The 21,771-nt window shown below is 34.5% G+C and carries 21 protein-coding genes; 14 read left to right on the forward strand and 7 right to left on the reverse strand.

Features of this window, described 5'->3' with window-relative positions; translation table 11 throughout:
• The first annotated feature begins 101 nt into the window (after nucleotides 1-101).
• The 4 genes from pdhA to lpdA are packed head-to-tail and all read left to right on the forward strand — an operon-like array spanning nucleotide 102 to nucleotide 5,160.
• Nucleotides 102-1,184, forward strand: a complete 1,083-nt coding sequence (pdhA, locus tag MHI02_RS09255) for a pyruvate dehydrogenase (acetyl-transferring) E1 component subunit alpha (protein ID WP_047186414.1) — start codon at nucleotides 102-104, stop codon at nucleotides 1,182-1,184.
• A 3-nt stretch (nucleotides 1,185-1,187) separates the two neighbouring features.
• Nucleotides 1,188-2,165, forward strand: a complete 978-nt coding sequence (locus tag MHI02_RS09260) for an alpha-ketoacid dehydrogenase subunit beta (RefSeq protein WP_060668673.1) — start codon at nucleotides 1,188-1,190, stop codon at nucleotides 2,163-2,165.
• 19 nt (nucleotides 2,166-2,184) lie between these two features.
• The gene (locus tag MHI02_RS09265) at nucleotides 2,185-3,747 is read left to right on the forward strand and encodes a dihydrolipoyllysine-residue acetyltransferase (RefSeq protein ID WP_060668674.1); all 1,563 of its coding nucleotides are present in this window, start codon (nucleotides 2,185-2,187) and stop codon (nucleotides 3,745-3,747) included.
• 6 nt (nucleotides 3,748-3,753) lie between these two features.
• The gene (gene lpdA / locus MHI02_RS09270) at nucleotides 3,754-5,160 is read left to right on the forward strand and encodes a dihydrolipoyl dehydrogenase (RefSeq protein WP_216884105.1); all 1,407 of its coding nucleotides are present in this window, start codon (nucleotides 3,754-3,756) and stop codon (nucleotides 5,158-5,160) included.
• A gap of 602 nt (nucleotides 5,161-5,762) precedes the next feature.
• Here the strand turns inward: lpdA and MHI02_RS09275 are convergent.
• Entirely contained in the window at nucleotides 5,763-7,325 is a 1,563-nt protein-coding gene (locus MHI02_RS09275) for a glycine betaine uptake BCCT transporter (protein ID WP_047186410.1), read from the reverse strand.
• A gap of 304 nt (nucleotides 7,326-7,629) precedes the next feature.
• Between MHI02_RS09275 and MHI02_RS09280 the strand changes: the two genes are divergently transcribed.
• Together MHI02_RS09280 and MHI02_RS09285 are read left to right on the forward strand one after the other, a co-directional pair.
• Nucleotides 7,630-7,731 (forward strand): GapA-binding peptide SR1P, encoded by a 102-nt coding sequence (locus MHI02_RS09280; protein ID WP_084824116.1) that lies wholly within the window; start codon nucleotides 7,630-7,632, stop codon nucleotides 7,729-7,731.
• A gap of 407 nt (nucleotides 7,732-8,138) precedes the next feature.
• Entirely contained in the window at nucleotides 8,139-9,095 is a 957-nt protein-coding gene (locus MHI02_RS09285; protein ID WP_047186409.1) for an NAD(P)H-dependent flavin oxidoreductase, read from the forward strand.
• Between the two features lie 29 nt (nucleotides 9,096-9,124).
• On the opposite strand, the gene MHI02_RS09290 is transcribed toward MHI02_RS09285, so the two are convergent.
• Nucleotides 9,125-9,742, reverse strand: a complete 618-nt coding sequence (locus MHI02_RS09290; RefSeq protein ID WP_047186408.1) for a YktB family protein — start codon at nucleotides 9,740-9,742, stop codon at nucleotides 9,125-9,127.
• Between the two features lie 290 nt (nucleotides 9,743-10,032).
• On the opposite strand from MHI02_RS09290, the gene MHI02_RS09295 reads away from it, so the two are divergent.
• The gene (locus MHI02_RS09295; RefSeq protein WP_370447413.1) at nucleotides 10,033-10,215 is read left to right on the forward strand and encodes a hypothetical protein; all 183 of its coding nucleotides are present in this window, start codon (nucleotides 10,033-10,035) and stop codon (nucleotides 10,213-10,215) included.
• A 181-nt stretch (nucleotides 10,216-10,396) separates the two neighbouring features.
• A complete protein-coding gene (locus tag MHI02_RS09300) occupies nucleotides 10,397-11,203 on the forward strand; it encodes an inositol monophosphatase family protein (protein ID WP_145523576.1) in 807 nt (268 codons plus the stop codon).
• Here MHI02_RS09300 and MHI02_RS09305 read toward each other — a convergent pair whose 3' ends face one another.
• Nucleotides 11,204-11,386, reverse strand: a complete 183-nt coding sequence (locus MHI02_RS09305; RefSeq protein WP_047186405.1) for a DUF5325 family protein — start codon at nucleotides 11,384-11,386, stop codon at nucleotides 11,204-11,206. It lies immediately after the preceding gene.
• Nucleotides 11,387-11,655: 269 nt separating this feature from the next.
• Between MHI02_RS09305 and MHI02_RS09310 the strand changes: the two genes are divergently transcribed.
• Nucleotides 11,656-11,973, forward strand: coding sequence for a YlaH-like family protein (locus MHI02_RS09310; protein ID WP_047186404.1), 318 nt, complete (start codon nucleotides 11,656-11,658; stop codon nucleotides 11,971-11,973).
• Nucleotides 11,974-12,013: 40 nt separating this feature from the next.
• Here MHI02_RS09310 and MHI02_RS09315 read toward each other — a convergent pair whose 3' ends face one another.
• Complete coding sequence (locus MHI02_RS09315) at nucleotides 12,014-12,217, reverse strand: YlaI family protein (RefSeq protein WP_047186403.1); 204 nt, start codon at nucleotides 12,215-12,217, stop codon at nucleotides 12,014-12,016.
• Nucleotides 12,218-12,376: 159 nt separating this feature from the next.
• On the opposite strand from MHI02_RS09315, the gene MHI02_RS09320 reads away from it, so the two are divergent.
• Nucleotides 12,377-12,619: a hypothetical protein gene (locus MHI02_RS09320; protein WP_047186402.1), complete on the forward strand. Its 243-nt coding sequence runs from the start codon at nucleotides 12,377-12,379 to the stop codon at nucleotides 12,617-12,619.
• Nucleotides 12,620-12,691: 72 nt separating this feature from the next.
• Here the strand turns inward: MHI02_RS09320 and MHI02_RS09325 are convergent, their stop codons facing one another.
• The gene (locus MHI02_RS09325; protein ID WP_060668681.1) at nucleotides 12,692-13,300 is read right to left on the reverse strand and encodes a YhcN/YlaJ family sporulation lipoprotein; all 609 of its coding nucleotides are present in this window, start codon (nucleotides 13,298-13,300) and stop codon (nucleotides 12,692-12,694) included.
• A 158-nt stretch (nucleotides 13,301-13,458) separates the two neighbouring features.
• Nucleotides 13,459-13,956 carry a hypothetical protein gene (locus MHI02_RS09330; RefSeq protein WP_060668682.1) on the reverse strand — a complete coding sequence of 166 codons (498 nt, stop codon included), beginning with the start codon at nucleotides 13,954-13,956 and terminating at the stop codon, nucleotides 13,459-13,461.
• A 153-nt stretch (nucleotides 13,957-14,109) separates the two neighbouring features.
• On the opposite strand from MHI02_RS09330, the gene MHI02_RS09335 reads away from it, so the two are divergent.
• From MHI02_RS09335 to pyc, 3 genes are all read left to right on the forward strand, one after another.
• Nucleotides 14,110-14,391, forward strand: coding sequence for a YlaN family protein (locus tag MHI02_RS09335; protein ID WP_047186399.1), 282 nt, complete (start codon nucleotides 14,110-14,112; stop codon nucleotides 14,389-14,391).
• Nucleotides 14,392-14,612: 221 nt separating this feature from the next.
• Nucleotides 14,613-15,743 carry a putative lipid II flippase FtsW gene (gene ftsW, locus MHI02_RS09340; RefSeq protein ID WP_060668683.1) on the forward strand — a complete coding sequence of 377 codons (1,131 nt, stop codon included), beginning with the start codon at nucleotides 14,613-14,615 and terminating at the stop codon, nucleotides 15,741-15,743.
• A gap of 14 nt (nucleotides 15,744-15,757) precedes the next feature.
• Nucleotides 15,758-19,192: a pyruvate carboxylase gene (gene pyc / locus MHI02_RS09345; protein WP_204797822.1), complete on the forward strand. Its 3,435-nt coding sequence runs from the start codon at nucleotides 15,758-15,760 to the stop codon at nucleotides 19,190-19,192.
• A 201-nt stretch (nucleotides 19,193-19,393) separates the two neighbouring features.
• On the opposite strand, the gene MHI02_RS09350 is transcribed toward pyc, so the two are convergent.
• Nucleotides 19,394-20,362 (reverse strand): COX15/CtaA family protein, encoded by a 969-nt coding sequence (locus tag MHI02_RS09350; protein ID WP_047186420.1) that lies wholly within the window; start codon nucleotides 20,360-20,362, stop codon nucleotides 19,394-19,396.
• A 428-nt stretch (nucleotides 20,363-20,790) separates the two neighbouring features.
• Between MHI02_RS09350 and cyoE the strand changes: the two genes are divergently transcribed.
• Nucleotides 20,791-21,732, forward strand: a complete 942-nt coding sequence (gene cyoE, locus MHI02_RS09355) for a heme o synthase (protein WP_060668685.1) — start codon at nucleotides 20,791-20,793, stop codon at nucleotides 21,730-21,732.
• Nucleotides 21,733-21,771: the final 39 nt, after the last annotated feature.

The following is a 21,771-nucleotide window of genomic DNA, read 5'->3' on the forward strand; positions in this document are numbered from 1 at the left end:
GTACAAGAAATATTAATAAAGGAGTACATTTTTCAGTTTTTTGGTAAAGCTAAAACTGAAAATAAAAATATTGGGTTAAAGAAAGGAAGAGGTGAACTATTTTGAAACACGTATTAGAAAGTGTTGAAAGTTTGTTCGAGACGTTCCAGATCCTTAATGAGGATGGAGAATTAGTAAATAAAGATGATATGCCTGATCTTTCAGATGATGAGTTGAAAGAATTGATGCGTCGTATGGTTTATACACGAATTCTGGATCAGCGTTCTATAGCTTTAAACAGACAAGGTCGTTTAGGTTTCTATGCACCGACAGCTGGACAAGAGGCTTCTCAATTAGGAAGTCAATTTGCTTTAGAAAAAGACGATTTTCTTTTACCGGGATATCGTGACGTTCCACAATTAATTTGGCAAGGACTTCCATTATATCAAGCATTCCTTTTCTCTAAAGGTCATTTCCATGGAAATCAAATGCCAGAAGACCTACAAGCACTAAGTCCACAAATTATTATTGGTGCTCAATATGTTCAAACAGCTGGAGTAGCATTAGGTATGAAGAAACGCGGTGCTAAAACAGTTGCTATAACATACACAGGTGATGGTGGTACATCTCAAGGTGACTTCTATGAAGGAATTAACTTTGCGGGCGCTTTTAAAGCTCCAGCTATTTTCGTTGTGCAAAATAACGGATTTGCTATTTCCGTTCCTAGAGAATTACAAACAAATGCAAAAACTTTAGCACAAAAAGCCGTTGCAGCAGGTATTGAAGGTATCCAAGTTGATGGTATGGACGTTCTAGCTGTTTATGCAGCAACTAAACATGCAAGAGAACGTGCAATTGCAGGAGAAGGTCCAACATTAATTGAGACACTTACGTACCGTTATGGTCCACATACAATGTCTGGTGACGATCCAACACGTTATCGTTCTGAAGAATTGGATAACGAGTGGGCGAAGAAAGACCCATTAGTACGTTTCCGTAAGTTCCTAGAAGGTAAAAAATTATGGTCTGAAGACGAAGAAAACAAAGTAATTGAAGAAGCAAAAGAAGATATTAAGAAGGCTATTAAAGAAGCGGAAAAATATCCTAAACAAAAAGTAACGGATTTAATTGGAAATATGTTTGAAGTATTACCTTCCAATTTACAAGAACAAATGGAAGAATATAAAGAAAAGGAGTCGAAATAAATCATGGCACAAATGACAATGATTCAAGCAATCACTGATGCAATGCGTACAGAATTAAAAAAAGATGAAAATGTGCTTGTATTTGGTGAAGATGTTGGTAAAAACGGTGGGGTTTTCCGTGCTACTGAAGGACTCCAAGATGAATTTGGTGAAGACCGTGTATTCGACACACCACTAGCTGAATCAGGAATTGGCGGGTTAACTATTGGTCTAGCTACCCAAGGATTTCGTCCAGTTCCGGAAATTCAATTTTTCGGTTTCGTTTATGAAGTAATAGATTCTATTAGTGGGCAAATGGCGCGTATGCGTTATCGTTCAGGTGGAAGATGGAATATGCCTGTTACAGTTCGTGCACCATTTGGTGGTGGAGTACATACTCCTGAATTACACGCGGATTCTTTAGAAGGTTTAATGGCACAACAACCAGGATTAAAAGTAGTTATTCCTTCAACACCGTATGAAGCTAAAGGTTTACTAATTTCTGCAATTCGTGATAATGATCCAGTCATTTTCTTAGAACATATGAAATTATATCGTTCTTTCCGTGAAGAAGTTCCTGAAGAGGAATATACAGTTGAAATTGGAAAGGCAGATGTAAAACGTGAAGGAAAAGATGTAACACTTGTTTCCTATGGTGCAATGGTTCATTCATGCCTTAAAGCTGCAGAAGAACTTGAAAAAGATGGAATTTCTGCAGAAGTAATTGATTTACGTACGGTTTCTCCTATTGATACGGATACAATATTAGAATCTGTTAAGAAAACAAATCGTGCTATCGTAGTGCAAGAAGCACAGAAACAAGCTGGTGTCGCAGCAAATGTAGTTAGTGAAATTCAAGAAAGAGCAATTCTTCATTTAGAAGCACCGGTATTACGTGTTACTGCTCCTGATACAGTATATGCATTCTCTGATGCCGAAGAAGTATGGCTTCCAAATCATAAAGACATCATAGAAAAAGTAAACGCAGTAATGAATTTCTAAAACTAGGAGGTACAAAATAATGGCATTCGAATTTAAATTCCCCGATATTGGAGAAGGAATTGCAGAAGGTGAAATTGTTAAATGGTTCTTTAAAGAAGGGGATACAGTAAAAGAAGACGACGTTTTATGTGAAGTACAAAATGATAAAGCAGTTGTTGAAATTCCTTCCCCAGTAGATGGAACTGTTCAAAAAATTCATGTAGGAGAAGGAGAAGTAGCAACAGTAGGTAATATATTTGTTACTTTCGATGCAGAAGGATATGAAGGTGGAGAAGAAACTGATTCTCAAGCTCAATCAGAATCCACTGGTTCAAGTAAAGGAACCTTCGAATTTAAATTCCCTGATATTGGAGAAGGAATTGCAGAAGGTGAAATTGTTAAATGGTTCTTTAAAGAAGGCGACACAGTAAAAGAAGACGACGTTTTATGTGAAGTACAAAACGATAAAGCAGTTGTTGAAATTCCTTCCCCAGTAGATGGAACTGTTCAAAAAATTCATGTAGGAGAAGGAGAAGTAGCAACAGTAGGTAATATATTTGTTACTTTTGAAGCGGAAGGATATGAATCAGCAGAAACTTCAGCAGATTCTTCAGCGGAAACTAATAAACCACAAGCTAATAATACAAGTGCTGCCAGCTCAAATGATGATGGCAAACGTGTGATTGCAATGCCATCTGTAAGAAAATACGCTCGTGAAAAAGGTGTTAATGTTAAAGAAGTTGCTGGATCTGGTAAAAATGGACGTATATTAAAAGAAGATATCGATGCATTCTTAAATGGTGGTCAAGCAGCAACATCAGCTCAAGCTTCAACAAATGCTCAAGAAACTGCTAAAGCTGAAAAAGAAGAAGCTAAACCATATGTACCAGCTGGTGAAGAATTCCCAGAAACTCGTGAAAAAATGTCTGGTATTAGAAAAGCTATTTCGAAAGCGATGGTTAACTCTAAACATACTGCACCTCATGTTACATTATTAGACGAGGTAGATGTTACAGAACTTGTAGCACATCGTAAGAAATTCAAACAAGTTGCAATGGATCAAGGTATTAAGCTAACTTACTTGCCATATGTAGTAAAAGCATTAGTATCTGCATTAAAACAATATCCAAGCTTAAATGCATCTATTGATAATACTACTGATGAAATTATTCAAAAACATTATTATAATGTGGGAATTGCAGCTGATACAGAAAAAGGTCTTCTAGTTCCAGTTGTTAAAAATGCTGACAGAAAATCTATTTTTGAAATTTCTCAGGAAATTAATGAATTGGCAGATAAGGCAAGAAGTGGTAAACTAGCACCTGGGGAGATGAAAGGGGCTTCTAGCACAATCACTAATATTGGTTCTGCTGGTGGACAATGGTTTACTCCAGTTATTAACCAACCTGAGGTAGCCATTTTAGGTATCGGTCGTATTGCGGAAAAACCAGTTGTCAAAAATGGTGAGGTTGCAATTGCACCAGTACTAGCATTATCTCTATCATTTGACCACCGTATTATCGATGGTGCAACAGCTCAAAATGCTCTTAACCAAATGAAACGTTTATTAAATGATCCACAATTAATCATGATGGAGGCGTAGGTAAAAATGGTAGTAGGAGATTTTCCGATAGAAGTAGATACTTTAGTAGTAGGAGCGGGTCCTGGGGGATATGTTGCTGCTATTCGTGCTGCTCAATTAGGACAAAAAGTTACAATTGCTGACAAAGGTGCACTTGGTGGGGTTTGTCTAAATGTTGGATGTATTCCTTCAAAAGCTCTAATTCAAGCTGGCCATATGGTTGAAAATGCTAACGGCAATGCAGAGATCGGTATTACAACTAAAAATGTGGATGTTGATTTTACTAAAGTACAAGAATGGAAAGGTACTGTAGTCAATAAATTAACATCTGGTGTTCAAGGTCTTCTTAAAGGAAATAAAGTTGATATCGTTAAAGGTGAAGTTTATTTCGTAGACTCTAACACAGCTAAAATTATGGATGAGAAGAGCTCTCAAACATATAAATTCAACAACTGTATTATTGCAACAGGATCTCGACCAATTGAAATCCCAAGCTTTAAGTTTTCTGAACGTGTTCTTGATTCAACTGGTGCTTTAAGCTTAAAAGAAATTCCTAAGAAGTTAGTAGTTATTGGTGCTGGATATATCGGCAGTGAATTAGGTACTGCATATCTAAACTTTGGTACTGAAGTTACATTCCTTGAAGGTGCTAAAGATATCTTAGGTGGATTTGAAAAGTCTATGACACAAGTTGTTAAAAAAGGCTTGAAGAAAAAAGGTGCTAACATTATCACTGAAGCTATGGCTAAAGGTGTTGAAGAAACAAAAGACGGCGTTAAAGTTACGTATGAAGCTAATGGAAAAGAAGAAACAATTGAAGCTGATTATGTATTAGTAACTGTTGGTCGTCGTCCAAATACTGACGAAATTGGTTTAGAACAACTTGGTATTGAACTAACTGATAGAGGTCTTATTAAAGTTGATAAACAATGTCGTACGAATGTAAGCAACATATATGCAATTGGTGATATTGTACCAGGTTCACCATTAGCACATAAAGCTTCATATGAAGGAAAAGTAGCTGCAGAGGCAATTAGTGGAGAAAAATCCGAAGTAGACTATATCGGTATGCCTGCTGTTGCATTCGTAGAACCAGAACTAGCTTCTGTTGGTCTTTCTGAAGATGAAGCAAAAGAACAAGGTTATGATGTTAAAGTTGGTAAATTCCCATTTGCTGCTAATGGACGTGCGTTGTCTTTAAATAGTACAGATGGTTTCTTGAAATTGGTAACTCGTAAAGAAGATGGATTAGTTCTTGGAGGTCAGATTGCTGGACCTAATGCAAGTGATATGATTTCTGAAATTGGACTTGCAGTAGAAGCTGGTATGACTGCTGAGGATTTAGCGTTAACTATCCACGCTCATCCAACTTTAGGTGAAATAACAATGGAAGCTGCTGAAGTAGTACTTGGAACTCCAATCCATATTATGTAATTAATGAAACATAATTAGTCAAAATGACCTAAAATGGTTCTGATTCATCGTAAGGCAATGATCAGAACCATTTTTCTTTGCTTTAATAAGAAAATATCTATTATTTGACCCTTATGTAAATCAACCTTTAAAAATTTAAGGAATGGTTTCACATTAATTGTGTGTAAAAGGAAGATGAAATGGACTAAGGTCGGCCAAATATGCAACGTTCTATTGCAACGCTGCCCTACATAGGGGTAAACCCGGCGTTAGCCGTAAAAGCTAGTTAGTCTTCTTTAATTCGCTTCCTGTGCGTTGCAGTTCGGTGTGGTCCTAAAAAAAGCCTCTCCGATTCCGTATTTCTAGATAAAAAGTGTACTTCTTTTCCAAGAAACGTATACGTGAATAGCGAACCTGCATAGGATGTGCCGACTTCTATGTTGTCCACAGGACGTTTGCGGACATAGTAAATTCCACTATTGGCAACGAACTTCTTTGGGGAAGGCCGACTAAAAGTGTTTTTGAACAAACTCTTTAAGCATAAAATAAAAGCGTGGCACTTCCTCAATTTATATTGAGTGGTGCCACGCTTATTATAAACTCACTAGATTTTGTCCCATTTTTTATTTCATATTCTTTTTAATTTCTCTAATAAATTTTTTCTTTCTAGACAATTCTATAATCTCTGCTTCTTCATTAAAAGCTTTAATCAAAGAAATTACAATTAATATCATAATGATTGAAAAAGGAAAAGCAGCTATTATTGATGCGGTTTGTAATGCACCAAGACCACCTTGCCACAGAAGTACAGCTGCAGTTGCTGATTGAATAACTCCCCAAGTAAATTTCACTTTATTGGATGGATCTAAGTTTCCGCCTGTTGTTTGCATACCCAGAACTAATGTTGCAGAATCCGCCGATGTTATAAAGAATATGGCGATTAAAATAATACCTAATATGGATATAAACGTTTCTAAAGGAAGGTTTTCAAGCACCGCAAATAAAGCGACTTCTTCACCACTGGTATTAATTTCTTCTATGATATTTGTTCCCTGAAAGAAATCTAAGTGTATAGCTGTGCCTCCAAAAACGGTAAACCACAATGCACCTAAAATTGTTGGGACTAATAAAACTCCTAAAATAAACTCCCTTATTGTTCTACCACGGGAAACGCGAGCGATAAAAGTACCAACAAACGGTGCCCATGCTATCCACCATGCCCAGTAAAAGAGTGTCCAATCATTTGTCCAGGCCATGTTTTCTTCATTAAAGGGAGACATTCGTAAGCTCATACTTGGTAAATCTTGAATGTAACTACCTAATGTTGTTGTAAAGAAATTTAAAATAAAATTTGTTGGACCAAGTATAAGAATAAATACTAGTAGAAGAAATGCAAGGATTAAATTAAGATTACTTAAATATTTGATTCCTCTACCAAGCCCACTTAAAGCAGATGCCATGAATAGTACAGTAACAATGAGAATAATTATTAATTCTAAAAAGATAGTTTGATCGATTCCAAATACATATGATAAACCACCACTTATTTGTATAGCACCAAATCCTAAAGAAGTAGCTACACCAAATACTGTGGCAAATACAACAATCGTATCAATAACGGTACCCAAAGTTCCTTTGATTCGGTCCCCAAATATTGGCTCTAATACTGAACTTACAACAGCGGGCGATTGCTTTCTGAATTTAAAGTAGGCTAAAGCTAAAGCCACTGTAGCATAAATTGCCCAAGGATGAATTCCCCAGTGTAAGAAACTATATTTCATTGCTGTATGTGCTGCATCAATCGTTCCACCTTCTCCATACGGTGGGTTATAAAAGTGAGAAAGTGGCTCAGCAGCCCCCCAAAAGACTAAACCAATTCCCATACCAGCACTAAATAACATGGCAAACCAAGTTAAATAAGAAAATTCTGGTTTATCCTCTGGTCTACCTAATTTAATCTTTCCATATTTAGAAAAGATTAAATAAATAGCGAACACTAAAAATGCTGTTGCACTAATTAAATAGAACCAACCAAATTGATCAACGAGAAATGCTTGTATAATAGATGTAACATGATTTAAATTTCCCTTTGGTAATGTTTCTTGGGGAATAACACCCCAAATAATAAATAAGGCTACGATAATTACGGATATATAAAAAACCTTCGTTATACTTCTTTTTTTCATTCAATTCCTCTCCTTATTCATATCTGTACTTACTTTACCCGTATTTTACTAATCCGATTCAGTCAAATTAAAGATTGCACCTTGACTAATGTACATGTTTTTTAGGTGAGTTGTAAAATGAAATGCATAAAAAAATATAAAATTGCAATAAAAGATAATTCCATAAATCCCCAAAAAAATTCATTAAGGAAAAGGGATAATGATCAAAAAAATAATTATGTCATACTATTTAGTCTTGACCGCGGTAATGTGACATATTATAATGTACATAAGGTATAACATAAAGGAAAGGGAGATGGCTTAAATGGGTACAATCGTTTGTAAAGAATGTGAAAAGGTTATTGAAACATACGAAGAAGAAAAGGTAACAACTCTTTATAGTACATGTCCTACATGCAATAAATAAATATTTTTGCAAAGAGAGCATTTTTATAATAAAAATTCTTACACTCATTGTTTAATGGGTGTATTTTATTGTGAATATTTACACCGTTCAAGTTAAAACGAAGGAATTTTATTTAGTGATCCCCTCGTTACTAATTAATCTTAATTAATAGGCTTTCACTTTTTTATCACACGAAATGATTCCAGTGTTTCATTCTTGTAATCTTTGTACAGGTAGGCCGTCCCGTTTATTTTTTACATATAATTAATATTTACCTTCATGGTTGAAAACACATTTTTTCATTTGTAACTAAGGTATTATAGCAGAATTAGTAATTTAATTTTTGTACAGTAAAGTTATAGTGTTAGCAGGTATCTAAATAAAAATGTTAAAATTTATATAGATTAAAAATACGAGGGGGAATAGGCATGAAGTTTCAAACCCGGCTTACAGAATTATTAAATATAGAATATCCAATTATTCAAGGAGGCTTAGCTTACCTGGCTTATTCGGATTTAGCTGCAGCTGTATCTAATGCTGGGGGATTAGGGCAAATAACTGCAATGAGTTTGGGTAGCCCAGAAGAATTACGTAAAGAAATTCAAAAAGTTAAAACACTTACAGATAAGCCTTTTGGAGTCAATTTTGCTATTGGACAACATGGAAGACGTTTCGATCACATGGTAGATGTCGCAATTTCAGAAAAAGTTCCGGTTATTTCTGTCACAGGGGGAAATCCAAACGAGCTCCTTGATATGGTTAAGGGTCACAATATTAAAACATTAGTATTAGTGGCGGCGAAACGGCAGGCTAAAAAAGCAGAAGAATTAGGTGCAGATGCCGTGATGGTAGTTGGCCAAGAAGGTGGTGGCCATCTTGGGCGTAGTGATACAGGAACACTTGTGTTAACTCCAGATGTAGTGGATCATGTATCTATACCTGTTGTTTCATCTGGTGGCATTGTGGACGGAAGAGGATTAATGGCAGCTTTAAGTCTTGGAGCAGAAGGAATAGAGATGGGGACAAGGTTTATTGCAACGAAAGAATGTGTTCATGCTCATGAGCGGTACAAACAAGCTATTTTGCAAGCAGATGATAATAGCACAGTTGTTATTAAACGGTCAATAGGTGCCCCAGCAAGAGCACTAAAAAATAATTGGACGGATAAAATTTTAGAGATAGAAGAACATAATGATGGATATGAGTCACTTAAAGATTATATTAGTGGTACAGCAAATAAACGCTTTATTTATGATGGGGACAATGACAATGGTTTTGGTTGGGCAGGTCAGTCCTCTACAAGAATTAAAGACATACCAACGGTTGATGAACTTGTACAAGGTATTATAAAAGAAGCAGAACAAATCGTAGATAAATGGAAGTGAGAAGGGGGCTATATAGCTCCCTTTCCACATTAATTTGTTTTTAGTGATGACTGATAAAAAGGAATTAAATTTTCATAGGTCTCTTTCGTAAATTCAAATAATTTTTCCCCGTTTGTAACCTGTTCATCACTTGGAGAAAGGTGCCGCCCAATTAAAAATTCACCCTTTTTTACATCCCGAAATCTTTCAAGATGTTTTATATCTAGTTCAGTAATAGGAAAAGATTCTTTTTTTGTATGATCTAGTGAAATTACATAATCGTTTGGGAGTTTTTTTAAATCGTTAAACTGGTTGATAAACGATTGTGCAATCTTTTCTTTATCTGGTAGTTCATAAATAAAAGCGAGCCAAACAAATAGATGGTCATCAAATAGCCCTAATTGAAAATGAGGGTGTTTTTTATACCCCCTTTTATTATTTCCTATGGCTAACCAGGTATCTTGTGGCGGGTTTACCGTCCTTCTAGCATGCTTGGCGATATGCAAAAACATTTCATTTCCCAATTCGGCTGAAAGAACGTCAACTAATTGACTACCAATTAATTGAAATTTCGGCTGTATTCGGTTTTGAATTGCTTCCATTCTAGAATCTAAGCCGTCAATATGAAATGTTTCAAAGTCTTCTTTGTTAAATCCTTGTAATGACATTTTAATCATCCTTCCAATAAATTAAATATTCATTCGATTAAATTACAATCAACAACTTTTGAATAGGTTTCACTTTATTATAATAATTATTATTAAGTAATCATATAATGAAGTCAAGTATCGCAAATTTCGAAACAGAAGTTTCCTAAGACAACTAGAGGAAATACTTATTATAACCATCCTCTTCTGAAAATTAAACGAACCAATTATCATCTTAGACATAAAATATATAAAGTCGGAAGTTAATGGAGCTAATAAATTAACTGAAGGGAGAGGCTCTTTTGAAGTTCGTGATGGAAATTATTAAGAGAGAAGAAGCAAAAGAAAAATTGCCGGTTATAAAAATGGAAATTGATTACGAGCTAATGACACTTTATGATGCTATTCAAGAAGATGACCAAGTGCAAATTATAAAGTCAAAAGAACGATTAACATTTTTGGTAAAACAATTAACGGAAATAAAAAAGTACTAGAAAACTAGGCATTCGCTATTAGGCTTTAGCGAATGCCTTAGTTATACCTATGTTGGAAGAAAGTATATGTTTTTCAATCTGCCAGGTATTCTTTATTGTTTTTTTCTATCAAGTGGACTTGATGACTTGACTCCTTGGTTTTGATACAATAAACGTATATTGTAAAAATGGAGGATTTACTATGAACCATGAGATGCTTGAAGAAATTTACACAAATGCAAAAAAATGGGTAGAAGAAGCCGGGGAAAATATTCGTAGCAAAATTAATAATCCATTAACTATTGATACTAAATCAAACCCAAATGATCTTGTTACTACAATGGACAAGGAAACAGAATTATTTTTTGTTTCTAAGATAAAAGGGACTTATCCTAATCATTCTATTATCGGTGAGGAAGGCTATGGCGATGAATTAACTAACTTGGATGGAACAGTTTGGATAATAGATCCCATTGATGGGACTATGAACTTTGTACATCAAAAACGTAATTTTGCTATCTCGATAGGAATTTTTCATGATGGTGTTGGTGAAATTGGCTTTGTATACGATGTTATGAATGATGTTTTATATCATGCAAAAAGAAATCAAGGAGCATATAAGAATGATACAAAATTAGAACCTCTTAATAAGGAAGTAGTTTTAGAAAAGGCAATAGTTGGAATGAATCATTTTTGGCTCTGTAATAATTTGACAGTAGAAGTAGAAACCATGCAAAAATTTGTAAAACATGTAAGAGGAACAAGGACATATGGTTCAGCTGCTTTAGATTTCGCTTATTTAGCTGAAGGTATAACGAATGGCTACCTTTCTTTAGGTTTAGCACCATGGGACGTTGCTGGAGGAATGGTAATTGCTGGAGAAGTAGGAGTAGTGACTACCAATGTAGATGGAACACCTTTGGATATGTTAAATAAAAGTACAGTGGTAGCAAGTAATCAAGCTCTCCACTACCAAATTATCCAATTTATAAAAGAAGGAAGGAAGTGACTATTTTACGTCACTTTTTTCCTTCCTTTTTAACGATAGGCCGTATCCCATTATAATAAATCCCAATAAAATAAATAAAAGTATAACCCATATATTTCGATAGGTAATCGAAATAGCAGCTCCTATAAATGATGCTACAACCAATAATGCTAGCGTCAACATTTTTCCGTTAATATTTTCCATCAAGACACCTCTATTTCGTTTCTATTATAACTTAAATCATTATAATTTTCAAAAATCCACTTTCTATACGATGTGTCAAAAAAGAGAATAAAAAAACTTCTACGTTACCCAAAGGACGTTGGCAACGTAGAAGTTAAAGGAAGGCCGACTAAAGACGAGCTTTGCGCCCAACTCAATATCCTTATTAAATTCACTTTCTACTAGCATGATTATTAAAGGTTTAGTATGATAAGATAGTAAAGGTATGAACGTTAAAGTGGGGGAGACAGATGGATAATTTTAGTTTTTTTGTATTTGATATGGTACTGAACCAATATGGGGTTGAAAACATATTTTGGATATTTTATGTACTAAATTTAATTCTTTCCGTTATAGCATATAAATTAGGCTTTGCTAGAAAATTACCGCTTCTACAATCCGTTATTGTGTACATACTTTTATTAGTCGGTGTATATATTCTGACGATATTCAGTACGGTCATGAGAATGCCTAGTGTTGAAAGCTTGATAGTCATTAATTTAGTGTTAGCGATTTATCGTACTAGACTTCACTTTCAGCGTAGAGCTAAAAAAGAAAATGCTTCTTAAATATAGAAAAAGCGCCTGATCAAAGGCGCTTTTTCTATATTTAAATGAAAGGGTCATGTTGTTTATTTTCTTCAAATAGATAAAATCTTCCCGTGGCATGACGTTCTTTTGTCTTTTTATCTATTCTTTCACGGCAATCTGGACATAAATACATATAGGTTCTACGATTTCTTAGTTTTTTAGCTTCTTTGGTATTATCTTGTAGGCTATCTATTTTATCACATAAAGTACATTTAACCTGCATATTCTCACCTCAAACCAATCCATAAATTTTGCAGGGTGGGATGAATTTTCACCTTAGACAAATTGTTAGTAGAAATCCTCTTTATTATATCATAAAAATACAATGTTTTTAGAATGAAAATGGGGGTATATACTAATAAAGAGACTCGGAGGTGATAATATGAAAAAAATTTTTATGTATACAGCGTTAGGAATAATGGGTGCAGCAATTGGAGTGATTGCTGTTCAATGCTACTTAAAAGGTTATCAAAATAGTGATAGGGATAGTAATTCAACTTTTGAGAATGCTGGTGTTCCTGATCAATCGCCAATTGTTAATGAAACCCAACTAGAAAATTCAAAAATGGTTTCTGAGGGTTCTCAATTTGGAGTCCACTACTATAATGAAAATAAAAACGACTAAAGAGGGGAGTTAACTTTTCTTTAGTTTAGTATAAAAAAGGCATTCGCTCACCTAATAGCGAATGCCAACCCTCTATTTGTTTAGATTATGATTAGATTGTTCTTTTTCAATTTCTTCTAATTGTTGTTGTTCGTCTTCAGGAATATTTTCTTTGTTTTGATCAGGTTCCTCTGGTACATCGTCTCTTATAGGAACATTAGGCATATATCTACCAACGATTGCTGATAGTTCATCGACAAATCCTTGAACAGGGTGACCTTGTCTTATTTTCTCGGCTATACCTTTTAACCTCTCTGTAACATCTGCATCAGCAACAACTACAGCTGTTTTTCCGTAAGGATCATGATATAAAGACTCCAAAACAGTATATTTAATTGTTCCAACTCGCGATCGATCTAAATCTTTATCTACATCTATTCCCACTACCGCATATGGACCTGCAACAACTGTCGTTGCATCGTTAACGTCCGGAACTCTGCTAGCAACATTTGATAAATGTGTTGCTATTTCTGCATTTGATAAATCTTGTAAATCATGTGGGCTTGAGTTTTTTACTTGCACAAATTGATCATTTGTTTTCCTTGATTCTAAAGAGCTTTCGTCATTTTGTCCAGCACATCCCGAGAAAATGAACATCGTTAAAAGCGAAATAATTAAAATGAACTTTCTATTTATAATCATTTCATTCCTCCTCAATCTTGCGTTATGCTTATTTTGGATGGAATAAAATAATTTATACTCGGTACATGAAAAATCTTGCTATTTCAAAAAACTTTACTAACTTTTAAACAATCCCTAATGCAAAAAAGCTGCTATACATATAGCAACTTTTATAACAATTAATTAATTTTTATTTTTTTAATGTTTTTAATAGGATCATTTTTATTCATTCCATTACCATAGATAAAGTAAACAGGTCCATCTTTTTTAATTGGCTTACCATCAATAGCAAATAAAAAATAACCATTTACTAGTTGATCTATATCGATAGTTACTAACTCTTGATTATCCTCAGATAGAAAAGTGGCACTTTTTGCAGAATCATTAATTTCCGCATTTTTTACGAAATCGTAAAGAGGCATAACATAGGAATTTTTAAGTATTTCTTCACCTTCCTTTTTGGTTAGGCCCTTATTAACAGGAGGTACTTTCGCATTTGATTGAAATACTTCTCTGTTATATCTCTCGGCTAACTTTTTGGTATTAGGGATATCTTCCTTTGATTTAGTATTTTTCGTAAATGCTTCATCGAGCAATACTTTTCGTTCGTCAAAAATCCAAACAGTTGGATCTAAGGTAATGGAATAGGAAACATTTCCTATAATTGGTACGATCATTTTGTTCTCTCCCCCTCATTTATGTATCTTTATTAAGAATAGCAAAGAAAATTATATTTTTCACCATAAAAGAAGACTTTATTTTATTTGCATTTTTTGAGTGCTAGCTTTAATATAATATAAGAAAAGTCTCTAGCGGGGGGGATAATTTTGATGCCTGAGGTTACTGTGAATCACCGCGATAAAGCCCATGCTCTTCTTAAGGCTGATGCTGAAAAAATTTTAAGACTTATAGAAGTTCAGATAGAAAATTTAACAATGCCACAATGTCCCGTATATGAAGATGTTTTGGATACTCAAATGTTTGGTCTTTCAAGGGAAATTGATTTTGCAGTACGTTTGGACTTAATAAGTGAGAATGAAGGAAAAGAACTTCTGGAAAATTTGGAAAAAAAATTGAATATACTCCATGAGGCTTCTCAAAATTCATTATAGTTATTTTGTTCCATAGATCTAAGAAAGAAAACGCAAAAACTTTGCCCACATTATAGTTATTGGCAAGGTTTTTTTGTTTCTTTACAATTAATAAAACAGTAGGTTGAAAACTTTTATTCTTCAATAGATTTTACATAAATAACATTCATGTGGTAAACTATTAAAAATATTTCTATTTTCATCTACTATTTAAAATACATAGATTAATAGGGAGTAGTAAGATGATAAAAAGAATTAAAGATTATGATTACACACTAATCATTGCCCCATTAGTATTAGCAGCATTCGGACTTGTCATGATATATAGCGCTAGTATGGTTACAGCGGTTGTAGAAGGTTTTAAGAGTAATCACTATTTGATTAGACAAGCCATTTGGTTTGCTTTTGGATTATTGGGATTTGTATTTACCTCGATTTTTCCATATAAAAAATATCAGAAATTAATGAAACTGATTATTATTTTAGTAATTATTCTTCTACTAGGATTATTCCTTTTTGGAAGTACGGTAAATAATGCTAGATCATGGTATAACTTTGGACCAGCCAGTTTCCAACCTGCAGAATTTGCAAAATTAGCTTTAATTATGTATCTAGCATCAGTATATTCTAAGAAACAATCTTACATTAATGAGTTTTACAGAGGAGTATTACCACCATTAGTAATGACTGGTATTATTTTAGGCTTAATCGTTCTACAACCTGATATTGGAACAGCTGCTATCATTTTCTTAATAGCGTGTTCTGTCATATTTAGCTCAGGAATAAGGTTGAAACATTTGTCCATTTTGATAGCCATCGGAATTGGAATAATCTTATTAACCATTCCGTTTATGGTATCAGAGGAACGCTTAGCTAGATTTACAGGAGCTTACCAGCCATTTCAAACTCCTGATACCGATGGATACCACTTAATTCAGTCTTATATAGCAATTGGAACAGGTGGGTTAACAGGAACTGGTTTAGGTCAGAGTGTTCAAAAATTGGGGTATTTGATGGAAGCCCATACGGACTTTATCATGGCGATAGTAGCAGAAGAGTTAGGGCTTATAGGAGTTATTATCGTAATCGGTTTATTAGCTATCATTGTTTTGCGAGGTATATTTATAGCTAGAAAATGTAGTGATAGCTTTGGATCGTTACTCGCAATTGGAATATCTTCCATGGTAGGTATTCAAGCTTTTATTAATTTAGGTGCAATTAGTGGCCTTCTACCTATAACAGGTGTTCCTTTACCATTTGTAAGTTATGGCGGATCTTCTCTGTTAGTGATGTTAATTTCGATGGGAATATTAAACAACATTGCGATGTCTGTTAACAGGGATGGTTACCAAACAACTATTAAACATAAATAAACAGGAGGTATATTATGGGAGAAATCAAAAGAATTAATAAAGTACTAGTTGCAAACCGTGGAGAAATAGCAATTCGTGTATTTCGTGCTTGTACAGAATTAAATATTCGCACAGTGGCCATTTACTCAAAAGAAGATACTGGATCTTACCATCGATTTAAGGCTGACGAAGCGTATTTAATCGGAGAAGGTAAAAAACCAATTGATGCTTATTTAGATATTGAGGGAATTATTGCTTTGGCCAAAAAAGTGGATGTAGATGCAATCCATCCTGGGTATGGTTTCTTATCGGAAAACATACAATTTGCTAAGAGATGTGAAGAGGAAGGGCTAATCTTTATTGGACCAAATAGTGAACATTTAAGCATGTTTGGGGATAAAGTTAAAGCAAGGGAACAAGCTGTAAACGCAGGACTCCCAGTCATTCCTGGTAGTGATGGTCCCGTTCAAACATTGGATGAAGTAGTTGAATTTGGAGAAAATCATGGGTATCCAATTATCATCAAAGCTTCACTTGGTGGTGGCGGACGTGGAATGCGTATTGTTCGGAATGAGAAAAGTGTCAAAGAAGCTTATGAACGCGCTAAATCAGAGGCGAAAGCGGCATTTGGTAATAATGAAATTTACGTAGAAAAATTAATTGAAAATCCAAAGCATATAGAAGTTCAAATTATTGGAGATCAACATGGAAATATTGTTCACCTATATGAAAGGGATTGTTCAGTACAACGTCGCCATCAAAAAGTTGTAGAAGTAGCTCCAAGTTTATCCTTATCAGAAGAATTACGTCATGAAATTTGCGATGCTGCAGTGCGATTAATGAAAAATGTAAATTACATTAATGCTGGAACCGTTGAATTTCTTGTAACGAACAATGAATTTTATTTTATAGAGGTTAATCCTCGCGTTCAAGTAGAACATACAATTACGGAAATGATTACTGGTATTGATATCGTACAAACTCAAGTAAGAATTGCTCAAGGCTACGAGATTAACAGTAAAACGGTTGGTATCCCACCACAAGATGAGATCCGAACTAATGGTTATGCAATTCAATCACGTATCACTACAGAAGATCCGTTAAATAATTTTATGCCTGACACTGGAAAAATTATGGCGTATCGATCTGGTGGGGGATTTGGTGTAAGACTGGATGCCGGTAATGCTTATCAAGGTGCAGTTATTTCCCCTTATTATGATTCTTTACTTGTGAAAGTTTCTACACACGCATTGACTTTTGAGCAAGCTGCCCATAAAATGGTTCGAAATTTAAAAGAATTCCGAATCCGTGGTATTAAAACAAATATTCATTTCCTTGAAAATGTAATTATGCATGAAAATTTCTTGTCTGGTGAATATGACACGACGTTTATTGATCATACACCTGAATTATTTGTTTTCCCTAAAAGAAAAGACCGTGGAACGAAAATGCTTTCATATATTGCACATACAACAGTAAATGGTGTAGGTGGAAGAGAAAAACCAAACTATCCAGCGTTGAAAATTCCAAAAGTAAAAAATGCAAACGAGGAATTTTTTGGAACGAAACAAATATTAGATGAGCAGGGTCCAGAAGGTCTGGCGAAATGGTTGAAAGATCAAAAAGAAGTGTTGCTAACAGACACTACATTTCGTGATGCTCATCAATCGCTTTTAGCAACAAGAATTAGAACAAAAGACATGTTGGATATTGCTGAACCAACCGCTAAATTATTGCCTAATTTGTTCTCAGTAGAAATGTGGGGAGGGGCAACATTCGATGTGGCTTACCGTTTCTTAAAAGAAGATCCATGGCATAGATTATTAAAACTGCGCGAGAAAATGCCGAATGTTCTATTCCAAATGTTATTAAGAGCAAGTAATGCAGTGGGATACAAAAACTACCCAGATAATGTGATCAGCGAATTCATTCAAAAGAGCTCTAGTGCGGGAATAGATGTATTCCGTATTTTTGATAGTTTAAACTGGATAGAAGGTATGCGTTTAGCCATCGAATCCGTTAGGGAAAATAATAAAATTGCTGAAGCTACTTTATGTTATACAGGTGACATATTGGATAAAGGTAGAACAAAATATGATTTAGATTATTATAAAAATATGGCTAAAGAACTTGAAGCTTCTGGAGCACATATTCTAGGTATTAAAGATATGGCGGGATTATTAAAACCTGAGGCAGCGTATCAATTAATATCTACATTAAAAGAATCAACGGATTTACCTATTCATCTTCATACACATGATACAAGCGGCAACGGTATCTATACTTATGCACGTGCCATTCAAGCGGGAGTTGATGTTGTAGACGTAGCAGTTGGTTCAATGGCTGGGCATACTTCTCAACCAAGTGCACAAACCCTATATCATGCACTTGAAGGTACAGACCGTCAGCCAAAAATTAATGTAGAAAACTATGAAAAACTATCAACTTATTGGGAAGGTGTTCGTGGATATTATTCAGACCTTGAAAATGGTATGAAGGCTCCGCACACTGAAGTTTATTTCCACGAAATGCCTGGCGGTCAATATAGTAACCTACAGCAACAAGCAATAGCTGTTGGTTTAGGAGAACGTTGGGATGAAGTAAAAGCAATGTACCGTAATGTGAATGATATGTTTGGTGACATAGTGAAAGTTACACCGTCCTCAAAAGTGATAGGAGATATGGCTTTATTTATGGTACAAAATAATTTAACGGAAGATGATATTTTTGAACGTGGAGAGTCAATTGATTTTCCTGATTCCGTTATTGAATTTATACAAGGAATGATTGGTCAACCATATCAAGGTTTCCCTAAAGAATTACAAAGAATTATTCTTAAAGGCAAGGAACCAATTACAGTAAGGCCTGGTGAATTATTAGACCCAGTTGACTTTGTAGAAATAAGAAATACTTTATTTAAAACTTTAAACAGACAAGTAACCAGTTTCGATGTGATTTCTTATGCCCTCTACCCTAAAGTATTCATGGATTATCAAAAGTTCTATGAAGAATATGGTGATATGTCCGTGTTAGACACTCCAACTTTCTTTTTTGGAATGAACTTAGGAGAAGAAATAGAAGTAGAAATTGAAAAAGGAAAAACCCTTTTTGTTCGGTTAATTTCTATTTCTCAACCGGAACCAGATGGGACTCGTACTGTATACTTTGAGTTAAACGGTCAACCAAGACAAATTAATATCAAAGACGAAAATGTACAATCTTCTGTCGCAACAAGAGCTAAAGTAGATAAAGGAAATGAAAAACAAATTGGTGCGACAATGCCAGGTACGGTTTTAGAGGTTAGCTGTTCAAAAGGAGATCATGTTGACAAAGGTGATAACTTACTGACAACAGAAGCGATGAAAATGGAAACAACAATTCAAGCGCCATTTAGAGGAGTTATTAAGGAAATTCATGTTGGAAAAGGGGATAGCATAGCTGTCGACGATCTTCTAATAGAATTTGAATAAAAGTATGTGTTCAACATCCTAAAGGTAGAAAAGGAAGCTTCCAAATGGAACGCTTCCTTTTCTACTTATTTTATTCCACCTAAAAGGGCAGCAAGACTCCCACCTCATGCTTCAGGGTAAATAAAGAAGGTAGGTGGGAGGATAGCTGTGAGCCAAACCATCAGTGGGGGATGAAGGAAACCCCACTGATGGTTGTCTTCTTTATAAAGTTTTAATTGCAGATTGTTGATATTTATTGTTTTCTTTTTTTAACCTTACTTTCTCTGCTTTGGCGCTTCTGCTAGAAAGTAATAGAAAATAACTTAACATACCAAAATAACAAGATATAACAAGTGCATGCATTAAAGCAACTGCAAGGTTTAGTAGAGTAAAAATAATCATAGCGCCAAAAAAGACTTGTAAAGTAATTAAAGAAATGGTGATAATCGAACCCCAGTACATGACGTGATTTGATCTATAACGTTTTATCAATTTGATAAATAGAGCAATGGTCCATATAAATAAGATTCCTGCCATGAAACGATGACCCATTTGTATCCATTGCTGGAAATTGTAATCCGTATAGGAAAAGGGCGCATTGTTATTACAGAATGGCCAGCTACTACATACTAAATTTGAACTTGTATGTCGTACTAACGCTCCTGAATAAACAACTATGAGGGAATAAGCTGTAAGTAAGTAAATTTCAATGCGATTTTTTTTCTGTATAGCTAACGTTTTTGTATCCCATTTCTTATCGATTTCAAAAATTAGTAACATTAGTAGAAATACTGCTGCAAAAGATATTAGTGAAATACCAAAATGAGCCGCTAAAACAAAATCAGACTGCCCCCACATCACTGCCGCTGCTCCAATTAGAGCTTGTAATAGGAGAACGAAAACAGAAGTAATGGAGAGAAACTTCACTTCACGAATAGTTCCGAATTGTTTCCAAGCAAGAATTGCCAATGCAACAACTATAATTCCTACTCCTCCTGAAACTAATCTGTGACTTAATTCAATAATCATCTCGAAATGGGACTCAGAAGGTATTAGTTGTCCTTCACATAAAGGCCAACTGTCTCCACAACCATCTTCAGATCCCGTTTTTGTTACAAGTGCTCCACCTAGTAATACTAGCAGCATACCAATCGTCGCTAGTACAGATAACCATTTCAAAAGTTTCATCATAATATATGTATGCCTCACTTTGTGATGTATAGTATAAATACAATCCTCCTAATATTAATATTATCATCATAAATAATCCAATAAAAGCTCTTACATCATTAATATAACACGACAAAATCCTATTTTCACTATGTAAAATGTAAAAAACCTTGCAATATTGTCTAGAGTTTGCTAGAAATAGATTAGGGAATAATTGCTAATACAGTATATAAGTAGTAAGGATACATAGTTTCATTGAATATTCACAATGTTTTGCTAAAGTTCGAATTTTTGTCACACTTTCAAGGCGTACACCGTGCTAAGATAGTAGTCAGTATGGGTTTATGGATTATCTTATCTTTTCGTGATATTATTTCATTAGTCGTCCTTTTTAATGGATTCCGAGAATTTACAACATTGACATTGTGATAAAGGGGGTATAGGGGTGTATGAATAAAGCGGGTGCGCCGTACAGAGAAATAATACAAGATTCAACAGTATCTACAAGACAAAAATTCAAGACATTAATTACAGAAATAAAAGCCTTAATTAAGGTTGGAATCATTAATTCCAATTTAATTACTACTTTTACTGGAATATGGTTAGCAATTTATTTTACTGATTCTTCCCTTAAGTACCATTGGGATGTTATAGCTTTGACCCTACTGGGAAGCGCTTTAGTTATAGCGGGCGGTTGTATCGTTAATAATTGGTTCGATGTAGATATTGATCCAAAAATGGAACGAACTAAAAATCGTCCTACGGTAACTGGATTCTTTTCGCTTAAATCCGTACTAATAATAGGACTTGTAACCACAACTATTGGTTTACTTCTATTATCTTTTACAACGATAGAGGCGACCCTTTTTGCTTTCTTTGGTTGGATTGTGTATGTTATCTTTTATACAATGTGGTCTAAAAGAAAAACAACGTTAAATACGATTGTTGGTAGTTTTTCTGGAGCTATGCCCCCACTTATTGGATGGGCTGCTATAAGTCCAGAATTCCACATTATTCCTTTAGTATTATTTTTAATTATGTTTATTTGGCAGACACCACATTTCCTATCTTTAGCGATGAAGAAGACGGAAGACTATAAAGAAGCTGGAGTACCAATGTTACCTGTCGTTTATGGATTTGAAATAACGAAGCGACAAATTGTGATATATACTCTTTGCTTATTACCATTACCTTTTTTTATGACATCACTAGGTATGGTATTCGTAGTAATTTCCACGCTATTAAATATTGGGTGGATAATCATAGGTTTTAAAGGATTTTTTGTCAAAGATGATTTAAAGTGGGCGAATATGATGTTTATATATTCTTTAAACTATTTAACAATTGTTTTTTTACTAATGATTATCGTAACTTTACCAATTTTTAATTAGCTCTACCTTGTTGTTTAAAAAATTTTATAAATGTATCAG

This window comes from Oceanobacillus sp. FSL K6-0118 (assembly GCF_038006665.1).
GTDB lineage: Bacteria > Bacillota > Bacilli > Bacillales > Amphibacillaceae > Oceanobacillus > Oceanobacillus caeni.